9 protein-coding genes and 1 tRNA gene are annotated in these 11,273 nt (G+C 63.3%); 5 read left to right on the forward strand and 5 right to left on the reverse strand.

The features are described from left to right. Positions 1–436 precede the first annotated feature (436 nt). The 4 genes from IVB41_RS34260 to IVB41_RS34275 form a co-directional block, all read right to left on the reverse strand. On the reverse strand, positions 437–688 hold the full coding sequence (locus IVB41_RS34260; protein WP_027516568.1) for an exodeoxyribonuclease VII small subunit: 252 nt from the start codon (positions 686–688) through the stop codon (positions 437–439). Positions 689–761: 73 nt separating this feature from the next. Further along, complete coding sequence (locus IVB41_RS34265; RefSeq protein WP_018456262.1) at positions 762–1,691, reverse strand: histone deacetylase family protein; 930 nt, start codon at positions 1,689–1,691, stop codon at positions 762–764. A 134-nt stretch (positions 1,692–1,825) separates the two neighbouring features. Continuing rightward, complete coding sequence (locus IVB41_RS34270; RefSeq protein ID WP_247439036.1) at positions 1,826–3,484, reverse strand: bifunctional UDP-sugar hydrolase/5'-nucleotidase; 1,659 nt, start codon at positions 3,482–3,484, stop codon at positions 1,826–1,828. Positions 3,485–3,563: 79 nt separating this feature from the next. Beyond that, a complete protein-coding gene (locus IVB41_RS34275) occupies positions 3,564–4,325 on the reverse strand; it encodes an enoyl-CoA hydratase-related protein (RefSeq protein ID WP_027516571.1) in 762 nt (253 codons plus the stop codon). A gap of 247 nt (positions 4,326–4,572) precedes the next feature. Here IVB41_RS34275 and IVB41_RS34280 point away from each other — a divergent pair, with 247 nt between their 5' ends. Continuing rightward, positions 4,573–5,814: an MFS transporter gene (locus IVB41_RS34280; protein ID WP_247439133.1), complete on the forward strand. Its 1,242-nt coding sequence runs from the start codon at positions 4,573–4,575 to the stop codon at positions 5,812–5,814. A 91-nt stretch (positions 5,815–5,905) separates the two neighbouring features. Here IVB41_RS34280 and IVB41_RS34285 read toward each other — a convergent pair whose 3' ends face one another. Next, positions 5,906–7,684, reverse strand: coding sequence for an acyl-CoA dehydrogenase (locus IVB41_RS34285; protein ID WP_027516573.1), 1,779 nt, complete (start codon positions 7,682–7,684; stop codon positions 5,906–5,908). Positions 7,685–7,941: 257 nt separating this feature from the next. Here IVB41_RS34285 and IVB41_RS34290 point away from each other — a divergent pair. The 4 genes from IVB41_RS34290 to IVB41_RS34305 all read left to right on the forward strand — a co-directional run bounded on the left by IVB41_RS34290 (position 7,942) and on the right by IVB41_RS34305 (position 11,198). Then, positions 7,942–8,016, forward strand: a tRNA-Gln gene (locus IVB41_RS34290). Between the two features lie 100 nt (positions 8,017–8,116). Continuing rightward, positions 8,117–10,117: a DUF6538 domain-containing protein gene (locus IVB41_RS34295; protein ID WP_247439039.1), complete on the forward strand. Its 2,001-nt coding sequence runs from the start codon at positions 8,117–8,119 to the stop codon at positions 10,115–10,117. Positions 10,118–10,338: 221 nt separating this feature from the next. After that, complete coding sequence (locus IVB41_RS34300) at positions 10,339–10,596, forward strand: hypothetical protein (protein ID WP_247439041.1); 258 nt, start codon at positions 10,339–10,341, stop codon at positions 10,594–10,596. A gap of 65 nt (positions 10,597–10,661) precedes the next feature. Continuing rightward, positions 10,662–11,198, forward strand: a complete 537-nt coding sequence (locus IVB41_RS34305; RefSeq protein WP_247439043.1) for a hypothetical protein — start codon at positions 10,662–10,664, stop codon at positions 11,196–11,198. The last annotated feature ends 75 nt before the right edge of the window (positions 11,199–11,273 follow it).

Raw genomic sequence — 11,273 nt, forward strand, 5'->3', positions numbered from 1 at the left:
GATCCCTGTCACTTAGATCGGCTTCGTCCATCCCAGCCAATTCATCAGCAGTTTGAAGCGCTTGTCGTCGGCAATCAGTGCCTACGCAAGGCTTACAAAAAGCCACACTCCGCGCAGCTTTACACCAAAGCTTGGGCCAAAGCCAACCCGCTGGGCCGATTACGGGCATGCACCTGCAACCCCCGGGCCAGAGTGGTTAATCCCGGCGCCAGCTCAAGAGTTCCAAGCTTGCTCGGTTCCTCGGCAGGTTTTTGGGGTGTGAGAAGCTGCTTTAGACGGGATTTCAGGAGACGATGGGCCCTTGTGAGGGAGTTCCATGATCTTCCTGGGCCCCGGTTCGCTGGATCAAAGCAGCCGCAGCGGCCCGACACGGGCGTGCGATCATGAAAAATTGCGGGTGGCCGATGCGTGGGATGGGCGGTTTTGAAGGCGGCCCTTACTGGACGTCGAGCGGCGCGGTGCCGGTGGCCTGGCCGCTGGCATCGGTGGTGATCTTGTCGACGCGCGCCTCAGCCTGGCGCAGCAACTCCTCGCAGCGGCGCTTCAGGGCCTCGCCGCGCTCGTAGATCGTCACGGATTCCTCGAGGGGCACCTTGCCGTCCTCGAGCCGCTTCACGATCGTTTCGAGCTCCTCGATGGCGCGTTCGAAGGTCAGCCTGGAGACGTCGATTTGGGTATTTTCGGCCATATAAGTTTCCGATTGCCCGATTCGCTTCACGTCGGAGAAAGCAAACTTTTGCGGGCGCAATGTGGCGGGTGCGTCAGGCGCCCATCAGGGCGCCGACATGCGCCGTAACAGATTCTTTCAGTCCTTGCAGGTCGTAGCCGCCTTCGAGCACAGAAACAACGCGCCCCCCGGCGGTCTTGTCGGCGAGGTCCATCAGCTTGCGCGTCACCCAGGCATAATCCTCCGCGCGCAAATTCAGCGACGCCAGCGGATCGCGATAATGCGCGTCGAAGCCGGCAGAGATGACGAGCAGCTCCGGGCTGAATTTTTCGAGCTGCGGCAGGATCAAATTCTCGAAGGCGATGCGGAATTCCGGCCCGCCGTCCTCGGAGGCGAGCGGCGCGTTGACGATGGTGTCGTGGTCGCCGCGCTCGCTCTTGGCACCGGTGCCCGGAAACAGCGGCATCTGGTGCGTCGAGCAGTACATCACGGTCGGGTCCGACCAGAAGATGTCCTGCGTGCCGTTACCGTGATGCACGTCGAAATCGACTATGGCCGCGCGCTTGATGCCGTATTTGCGCTGCGCGTGGCGCGCGGCGATGGCGACGTTGTCGAAGAAGCAGAAGCCCATCGGCTTGCCGATCTCGGCGTGGTGGCCGGGCGGGCGCACCGCGACGAAGGCATTGCGATGCTCGCCGGCCATCACCGCTTCGGTCGCCGCGACCGCGCCGCCGACGCCGCGCATTACCGCTTCCCACGTGCCCGGCGACATCGAGGTGTCGCCATCGATATAGACCTGTCCGCTGGTCGGCGCGATGTGGCGCAGCTCCGTGACGTAGTGCTCGTTGTGGCAGAGCGTGACGAGATCGAGATCGCCCTCCGGTGCCTGGTCGCGCACCAGGAACTGGAAGCGCTCGTGCGACAGCGCCTCCTCCACCGCGCGCAGGCGGTCCGGCCTTTCAGGGTGTCCCGGCGGCGTGACGTGGTCGAGGCAGGCCTTGTGGGAGAGGAGAAGCGTACTCATCAGTCGGCCTCATGGGATGCGGGCTCTCGACGTCGCTTGGCGCATCCGGCGCCAAAACGCAAATGCAAAACCCAATCTATGCGTTCCCCCGGGAATGGCAAAGGGTGGTCCCGGCCCGGCCCGTTTGATCCGGATCAATTCACGCGCAGGATGCGGCTCGGCGGCAGCGGCCCGATCGGTCCGTGCGCTCTGAAGAAAGCGAACAGCGCATCGGCGTCGTAGCCGCCATATTGCGGCCCCGTGCCTTGTTTGGCGACCGTAAAGCCGTCGCCACCGACGGCGAGGTAATCGTTGAGGGTGACGCGGTAGCCGCTTCCGGCTTCGATCGGTCTGCCATTGAGCGTCATCTTCTCGTTGATCACGCGCTCGCCGTACGGCTTCGCCGCATCCCAGGCGTAACTGAACCCGTTCGAGACCTGGAGAATCCGCGGCCGCTTCGGATCGAGCCATTGCTGCTCCAGCATGTCCTTGAGCTGGCTGCCCGTGAGCGTCATGGTGACGAGCCGATTGCGAAACGGCTGGCTGGCGAAAACGTCGCCGAAGGTGATCGCGCCGTTCTCCTTTGGAACGATGTCGGTGCGGATGCCGCCGGGATTGGTGAGCGCGATGACGGCACCGCCATCCCTGGAGTCCCGGGTCGCGGCGAGCTGCGCGTCCGCAATGACGTCGCCGAGCGCGCTTTCGCCGGCCTCGTTCGGCACCCGCGACAGCGTCTGCGTCACCGATCCAGCCGGGCGATTGGCGATCGGCGCCGAAAGTCTGTCGTAGGCATCGATCAGTGCGGTCTGCTCGGGATCCCTAGGCAGCGAGGCATTGGCGACGAGGACGTTCTCGGCCTTGGCGCTGACGACGTCGCGCGTTGCCGGATCGAGCTTGAGATCGATCGCGGTGACCAGCGTACCGTATTTGTCGCCGCTGGTGACGAGCCGCCCGTCAATATCGCAGACATAAGCACGATGGGTGTGGCCACTGACCACGACGTCGACGGCGCGATCGAATTTCTTCACGATGTCGACGATCGGCCCGGTGATGGCAGGGCATTCATTGTAGTCACCGGCCGGCTCGCCGCCCTGGTGGATCAGCACCAGGATCGCCTCGACCCCGCGCGCCTTCAGCTGCGGCACCAGCGCGTTCACCGTCTCGGCTTCGTCGCGGAATTCGAGGCCCGTGACGCCCGATGGCGAGACGATGCCCGCGGTCTCCTTCAAGGTGAGCCCGATGAAGGCGATGGGGATGCCCTCGAACTCCCTGATTTCGTAAGGCGGCAGCACGCTCCTGCCGGTCGTGGTCTCGATGGTGGACGCCGCGAGATAGTGGAATTTGGCGCCCGTAAAGGGATGCGGCCCCTGACAGCCGTCGACGGGATGACAGCCCCCGTTCTGCATCCGCAACAGCTCGGTCTTGCCCTCGTCGAATTCGTGATTGCCGACCGAACTGATCGCGAGCCCCATCATCGAGAGCGACTCGATCGAAGGCTCGTCGTGGAACATTGCCGACAGGAACGGGCTCGCGCCGATCAGGTCGCCGGCGGCGACGAAGATCGTGTTCTTGTGGCCCTCGCGCAGCTGCTTCACCAGCGTCGCCATGTATTCGGCACCGCCGGCGGCCACCATCACCTTCCTGGACTTGTCCTCGGGATCGCTGATCCGGATGCCGCCCGGCGGCGGGCGCAGATTGCCGTGGAAATCGTTGATCGCGAGGATGCGCAGCTCGACGGGTGCGGCGGTTTGGGCGGACGCGGGCAGGGCGGCGAGCGCGAGCGAGAAGACGGTCAGGCGGAGAACATGTCGCATGGAACCAGACTAGTCGGTCCGCACGAAGATTTCACGAAAGTTCTCGCCGTCATTCCGCGGCGATGCGCCGGACGGCAGCCTATTTTTTCTTCTTCCTGTTCGCGAACGCGTTGAATGCGGCGGTGGCTTCTTCCGACTTCAACCGCTCGCCGAACAAATGGGCCTCCTGGTCGATGCGGCGGGTGAGTTCCTCGGATGCGACGCGCAGCAGTTTGCGCGAGGTCGCGACCGCTTCGGCGGGGAGCCTGCAGATATCGCGCGCCACCTTGCGCGCCTCGACCTCGGTATGCCCCGGCGAGACCACGGTGTTGACGAAGCCGGCGGCATGCGCTTCCGCGGCCGTAAAAGTCCGTCCCATCACTAGCATGGCGAAGGCGCGCTGGTAGCCCATCGTGTTCGGCATCAAAAGGCTGGACGCGCCGACCGGCACCAGCCCGAGATGGATGTAGGGCGCGGAGAAGGTCGCCGCGTTCGAGGCCAGCACATAGTCGCAATGGAACAGCATCACGGTGCCCATGCCGATCGACGCGCCGTCCACGGCCGCGATCACTGGCTTGGCGTTGAGTGCGAGCGAATAGAGAAACTTGGCGCCGTCGGACAGCGTCTCGGGGCGGGACGTATCGGCGTGCATGAAATCGTCGATGTCGTCGCCGGCGGTGAACACGCCGGAGCCGCCGGTGATGATCATGCAGCGGATGTCGGGATTGTTCTGCGCGGTGTCGATCGCGCGGCTCATCTCCCGATACATGTCCTGCGTGATCGCGTTCTTCTTGCTCGGGCGACGCAGGGTGATCACGCGCGTTCCGCGCTCTTCGGTGACGATGATGTTGCCATTCGGCATGAAGGAGCCCCTGCGGTCGCCGCGACACTTACATTGGCTAGACTCGCGAAACGTCAGCCTACATCATCTTGGAGGCGTGCCAATGCGCTGGCTCGACCTTTTGGACACCGAATTCGCGTGAGACGGGCGCATCACGCTCCCCGCCGTGCTGCGCGTTGCAACAATCGGCTACCTTTTTCATTTGAAAAACTCCTGGTTGTGGTGCACGATCCTCTCGCGCCGTTCCATTTGGCCGATTGCCCGATTGATGATTGCCGCTACGCGTGTTGACGAATCCTCGCTGCACTATCGCGGCTGGCGCGTCGTGCTGGCCTGCTTCCTGATGGCTTTCTTCATGTTCGGCTTCGGTCTGTACGGCCAGGGCGTCTATCTCGCCGAGCTGCAGCGCGCCCATGGCTGGCCGGGCACGCTGGTCTCTGCGGCCAGCACCTTCTCCTTTCTCCTGACTGCCGTGCTCGTCATCTTCACCGACGATCTGCTCGCCCGCATCGGGCTGCGGTCGCTGATCCTGTGCGGACTGTCGGCGCTCGGCGCTTCGACGGTGCTGCTGGCGCTGCTGCAGACGCCCTGGCAGCTCTACCTCGCCTATGCGCTGATGTCGGTCGGCTGGACCGGCATGGGCACGGTGGTGATCGCGACCGTGCTGAACTCCTGGTTCAAACGGCGCCGCGGGCTCGCGCTCAGCCTCGCCTACAACGGCGCGACCTGCGGCGGCATCGTGCTCGTGCCGCTGCTGCTGACGCTGAGCGGCAGCATCGGCTTCCGTTCCGCAATGCTGGCAGCCACGCTGGCGATGGTGGTGCTGGTGCTGCCGGTGGTGGTCATCTTCACAGGCTGGCCGACGGAAATGCCGCCGACGCCGGGCGGGGATTCATTCGATGGCGGCACGGCCGTGCCTGCGGTTCACTCGCGCAAGACGCTGCTCGCCAACGCGGCGTTCTGGACCATGGTGCTGCCGATCGCGATCGCGCTGCTGGCGCAGATGGGATTCATCATCCACCAGGTGACGTTCCTCGAACCGCTGATCGGCCGCGCCAGTGCGGGCCTTGCCGTCACCATCATGGCGGCGATGGCGGTGGTCGGGCGCCTGTCGCTCGGCCTGTTCGTGGACCGGCTCGATCCGCGGCTCGCCTGCGCGGCATCGATGACGAGCCAGGCGGCGGCTCTGTTCGTGCTTCTGCAAACCACGAACCCGACCGTGCTGCTCGCGTGCTGCGCCGTCTACGGTTTCTCGATCGGCAACATGATCACGTTCCCGCCTTTGATCATCCAGCGCGAGATCGGCGCCAGCGCCTTCGCCGCCGCGATGGGACTGGGCACCTCGATCAGCGGCATCGTCAGTGCCTTCGGCCCCGGCATCGTCGGTCTTGTGCGCAGCGTAACCGGCGATTACACGAGCGCGTTTGCGATGTGCGTGGTGCTAGATCTGGTGGCGACGGCCGTTGTGCTGTGGCGGCCGGGGAGACGCACGAAGCTCGCGGCTTCGTAGCCCGGATGGAGCGCAGCGCAATCCGGGGCCGTCATCGCTCGTGGCACGAATCCTGGATTGCGCTGCGCTCAATCCAGGCTACGCATCGCAGCTATCCCAGCAGCACCGCGTCCGCCGCCGCGACCGACTCCGCGCTCTCCGTCACGGTGCGCTCGAGCGCGCCAGCCTGTACGGCGATGTTCTCGGCGAAGAAGCGCGCCAGCGAGACGTAGCGCGCGGCGTCCGTGATGCCATCGGATTTCGCGGCGAGCGCTTCGGATGCCAGCATGCAGCCGCCGAGCGTGGCGCCGAACTGCTGCAGATACGGCGTCGCGCCGGCCAGCGCCTCGTTCGGCGCGGACGCAACCCGCTCCAGCAGCCATTTGCTGGTGCGGGTCAGCGCCTCCAGTGCCTCGCGCAATTTCACGCCGGTGGTGCCGAAGGCGGGATCGTTGGAGGCTTCGACCTGCTTCACGATGGCCGAGAGCTCGTCGAGCAGCGCCCACACCGATGCGCCGCCGTTGGCCGCGAGCTTTCGCGTGACGAGGTCGATGGCCTGGATGCCATTGGTGCCCTCGTAGATCGCGGTGATGCGGGCATCGCGATAGTGCTGCGCCGCGCCGGTCTCCTCGATGAAGCCCATGCCGCCATGCACCTGCACGCCGAGATAGGCGACCTCGTTGCCGATGTCGGTGGAATAGCCCTTGGCCATCGGCGTCAGCAGCGCCGCGCGCGCGGCAGCGTCGGCGCGGACCTTCGGATCACTAGCGCGCGTCGAGACGTCGATCGCGACCGCGGTCGCATAGCAGATGGTGCGCGCCGCCGCGGTCTGCGCCCGCATCCGCATCAGCATGCGCTTGACGTCGGGATGCACGAAGATCGCATCGGAACCGTCACCCTTGTTGCCGAGGGCGCGGCCCTGTTTGCGCTCTTGTGCATACGATAATGCCTGCTGATAGGCGCGATCGGCGACACCGACGCCTTCGAGGCCGACGCCGAGGCGGGCTTGGTTCATCATCGTGAACATGCAGCGCATACCCTGGTTCTCTTCGCCGACCAGGAAGCCGATCGCGCCGCCATGGTCGCCCATGGTCATGGTGCAGGTGGGGGAGGCATGCATGCCGAGCTTGTGCTCGACCCCGCTTGCGAAAATGTCGTTGCGCGCTCCGAGCGAGCCGTCTTCGTTCACCATGAATTTGGGAACGAGGAACAGCGATATCCCCTTGGTCCCGGCGGGCGCGTCGGGCAGGCGCGCCAGCACGAAATGCACGATGTTGTCGGTCATGTCGTGCTCGCCATAGGTGATGAAGATCTTCGTCCCCTTGATGCGATAGGTGCCGTCGGCCTGCTTCTCGGCGCGGGTGCGCAGCGCGCCGACATCGGAGCCGGCCTGCGGCTCGGTCAGCTGCATCGTGCCGGTCCATTCGCCGGAGACGAGCTTTTCGAGATAGATTTTCTTCAGCTCGTCGCTGCCATGCGCGTCCAGCGCCTCCATCGCCGACGCCGTCAGCAGCGGGCAGAGGCCGAAGGCGACGTTGGCGGCACTCCAGATCTCGGTGCAGGCGGCGTTGATCGCGAGCGGCAGGCCCTGGCCGCCGAAATCTTCGGGGCCGGAGACCGCGTTCCAGCCGCCCTCGGTCCAGCGCTTGTAGGCATCCGGCCAGCCCGGCGCGGTCGTGACCTTGCCGTCGCTGAGCTTGATGCCGTGCTCGTCGCCGACCTTGTTGAGCGGCGCCAGCACGTCGGTTGCGAACTTGCCGGCTTCCTCCAGCACGGCGCTCACGATATCGCCGTCGAAATCGCCGTAATGGCCGGCCTCCATGGCAGCCTTCAGGCCGGCGCCGTGGTTGAGCGACAGCAGCATGTCAGAGATCGGCGCGCGGTAGGTCATGGCTCACTCCCGGAGAGACAGGTCTTGGCGTCGTATTCCCATGAAACGGCGGAGGTCTCAACTGTCGGGAGGGGTGGCGGAACGCCTGTCGGGAACGGGCTGGCGTAGCGCTCATATGAGGCATGGCGCGGCGCCACCGGCGCCTGTGGTATTTTGCCCCTCCGGGCGGTTGAAATGCCGCGCCGCTCCCTATAGACCGGCACCACTCGAAGGGAATCCGCGGACGCTCGTGTCGCCGCCGTTCCCAAAGGGCCTGATGGGGCGTAGCCAAGTGGTAAGGCAGCGGATTTTGATTCCGCCATTCGGAGGTTCGATCCCTCCCGCCCCAGCCAGCGGCTCCGCTTCCCCTGAAAAAGCTCACGAAACCGGCCTGGCTGGGGCGCTGCTGCACAGCGCTGCGACACATCACTGCTGCACAGGGTGTCGCTCGCAATGGCTTTCCACATCTTTCGCCGCCAAGCCGTCTACTATTGGCGCCGCCGTACCCCTCGGGCGCTTGCCAGCGTGCTCGGCCGCCCGCATCTTTCCATGAGCCTGAAAACGACGAACCGGGCGGCGGCTTGTCGGCTGGCTACCCAGGTCAACCTATTCTTGGATGATGTTGCCATGCTTGCTGATGGTGCCGATCGGCTGTCGCGGTCTCAAATTGAGACAATGCTTCATGCCGTCGTCGAGAAGCAGGTAGCCAAGCTCGATCGGGTGGCGCTCGCTGCCAAGAACGCGCCCGGCTTTGACGTCGACCAGGCGCGGTCGGATGACCGGCGAGCCTTTTCGACCTACACGCTGCTGGATGCCCAAGGACACGGCGCTGCCGTGCGTCCTGAGGATCGCGACCGAATGATCGCCGATGGTCTCTCGGAGGCGGACATCGAAGCTGTGAAGCGCCACCTGACCATGCTTCGGGCCAACGACATGGTGCCGACCAAGTATCACGTCCTCCGGCAAATGATCGAAGGCGTGCAGGCCGTGCCGACCGCCATGAACATGGACGTGGCGCAGGGAACGTACTTTCGTGGAATGAAGCTTGCGCTGGCAGAGTCCGAGCGCCGGTACGGAGGGGCGAGGGTCGAAGACGAGGGGCTGGTGGATCGCCTGCTGCTTGCGATGAACGATCCACCGAAGCCGATTGTCGCGGCAGCAGTCCTTGCGGTGGATCGTTCAAACGATCCACCGCAGACGGATGGTGTTGCTACGATCCTGCAATTCGTCCCCATGGCCGACTTTTTGCGATTTGCGGATGGCGTCATCCAGCAGAACGCTGCCGACGGTCATTGGGACGAGAAGACGCAGCGGCAGGCCAAGAGCATCTCGAACCTGTTCATCAAGTTCATGGTTCAGGACCGGCGCATTCACGACCTCAATCTCGTGGGCCAGGCAGAGGTCGGCAAGTTCGCCGATTTCCTCCGTCTCGAAATCTACAAGCACTACGGCAAATCGGTTAGGGACGAGAAACTCACGATCGAAGAGCTCCGCGAGAAAGGACGATCGGTCGAACGGAGCAAGCGCGGTATTGGGGGAGACACCCTCAATCGGCATTGGACCTTCATTGGCCAGATTTTCGATTACGCGATTGCTCGGGGTTCAAAGAGCTTGGAGGCGATCAACCTGACGAAATTGCGCGCAAAGAGCCGCGGCAAGAACAAGCGTGCCCGCGACGAGAGGGCGAAGTTGCCGATTGAGTGCGCCAAGGCGATTTTTCAAACCCCTCCGTTCATCAATTGCGCCGGTTGGTACGATCTCGGGAAGTGGGGCGAGGAGGGTGCCGCACGGATCTTCCACTGTGCACTCTATTTCGTACCGATTTTCATCTACTACACCGGAGCGAGGCGGGAGGAACTTTGCGGCGCGATGGTGGACGACATCATCTTCGATCGCGACGGCTGCAGGCCCTACATTCACATCGCGGCCAACGAGCAGCGGCGCATCAAAAACGCACAGTCCAAGCGCAACATCCCGCTCCATCCGGAGCTGATCAGGTTGGGCTTCCTCGACTACGTCGGCAAGATCAAGGCGCTCGGCTACAAGCTGCTCTTCCCCGACCTCTACTCTCCCAGCAGTCGTTCGCCGTTGGGCAATCGCTTCTACAAGCTGTTCAAGCCGATCCTCACGGCGGCCAAGATCACCGAAGAAGGGCTGGGCGCTCATGCCGTGCGTCACCTCTTCGGCGCGCAGTTGAAAAAGAAGCTGCTCTCGAAGGAGGACCGGGCGGATCTCCTTGGGCACGGCGGCGACAGCGAAACCAGCGAGCGCTACTGCGAACCGCATGAACTCGATACGTTGTTCGAATTCATCATGAAGCTCGAAGTGATCACCGGCCATCTCGTGCCGCACGCTATCAAACTTATCCCTTGGGTCGAGAACAAGGAGGTCGCACCGTTTTCGCAGCCGTCGCGCGCAAAGCGTTCGATCGGAACTGTCGGCGTCGGCGGCTGAGTTGGGGCTTGGGGATCGCGACGAAACACAAAGGTCTATCGTTCGTCCAGAGGAAGCAGACGCCAGACGGCCGTGAGGTGATGCGGAAGGTTTCCGGATGCGACGGATGGCGCCTGCAAGGACATGCATTGGCCGGCAGGGCCCTGCGCGAGCGGCGCCGAGCATTTCCTTTGAGGTGATCCACGCGATCGCGCGGGGCCGGAATCGGCGGGAAGGGAACGATGATGGCGTATGCTGTACCGCAAAATATCGACTATCGGACCAAGGCTCGCCGAGCGCTCGCGCGAGCTCGCGTAGAACTTGCTTCGGCGGACGACGAGCGGCTGCCTTACGCCATGTTGGAACTCCGCTTCGCAATGGAGGCGATCACCTATGATCGAGCGCAAGCGTTCAAGGAAGATCTCCCTTACGAGGAATATCGGACGTGGCAGCCCAGAAAGGTCGTTGCAGTGTTAGCGGGAATTGATCCCGCATCATGAGCAGTTCAACAACTCGCGTTGGTCGACAGGACCAGTCAGGCGTCCGATCAACGAATATGAGGGTAATGGGCACCGAGTACGTATTGAGCGCCGCGGATATCAAGGAGCACTACGATAGACTGGGGAGCGGCCTGCATATCCCCACGATGGCGCAATTTCAGGACAACAAACTGCCGGATCCCGACGGCAACCGGGCACGCTGCGAAGAGGTTGTGTTGGTAGTCGACCGCGTATTGAGTTCGAGCGTGTGGAACAACACCATGGGAAATTTCGGTCAAATCGACTGTTTCCGATGCAGAAATCCAATTCGACGCAGAATGCCGCTTGGAGTTACAACGCTCCATGTCGAATGCTTCGACTGCAAGGCAGCATACACAATTGAGCAGCAAGAAGGCGGCAAGCTCCTCTGGACGCCAGTGATGGAAGAAGCACCATGCGCTAACGTAGAATGCTCGGAGACGATAGCCTTGTGGCCGGATGAGTTGAGACCCGGCATTTGTTGGACATGCAAGAGGTGTGGCATTATGTCGGAGATTTCTCTGCGTGTGGGTGTAAAGGATGACGCAGGCTCCGATCAATTGAACGGTCAGCAAATGCCGTAGGCTGCTTTGGAGTTACCGGCCGCTGAGCGGATCGGAAAGGTCTTGGAGGACCTTTTGCCTCGTGGCTTGATTTCC

Source organism: Bradyrhizobium sp. 44 (assembly GCF_023073095.1).
Taxonomy (GTDB): Bacteria; Pseudomonadota; Alphaproteobacteria; order Rhizobiales; family Xanthobacteraceae; genus Bradyrhizobium.

Coding starts and splice junctions, on each gene's coding strand:
- IVB41_RS34285 (WP_027516573.1), bottom strand. CDS start 7,684: ATGACCTACCGCGCGCCGATCTCTGACATGCTGCTGTCGCTCAACCAC.
- IVB41_RS34295 (WP_247439039.1), top strand. CDS start 8,117: ATGGCTTTCCACATCTTTCGCCGCCAAGCCGTCTACTATTGGCGCCGC.
- IVB41_RS34265 (WP_018456262.1), bottom strand. CDS start 1,691: ATGAGTACGCTTCTCCTCTCCCACAAGGCCTGCCTCGACCACGTCACG.
- IVB41_RS34300 (WP_247439041.1), top strand. CDS start 10,339: ATGATGGCGTATGCTGTACCGCAAAATATCGACTATCGGACCAAGGCT.
- IVB41_RS34305 (WP_247439043.1), top strand. CDS start 10,662: ATGGGCACCGAGTACGTATTGAGCGCCGCGGATATCAAGGAGCACTAC.
- IVB41_RS34275 (WP_027516571.1), bottom strand. CDS start 4,325: ATGCCGAATGGCAACATCATCGTCACCGAAGAGCGCGGAACGCGCGTG.
- IVB41_RS34280 (WP_247439133.1), top strand. CDS start 4,573: ATGATTGCCGCTACGCGTGTTGACGAATCCTCGCTGCACTATCGCGGC.
- IVB41_RS34260 (WP_027516568.1), bottom strand. CDS start 688: ATGGCCGAAAATACCCAAATCGACGTCTCCAGGCTGACCTTCGAACGC.
- IVB41_RS34270 (WP_247439036.1), bottom strand. CDS start 3,484: ATGCGACATGTTCTCCGCCTGACCGTCTTCTCGCTCGCGCTCGCCGCC.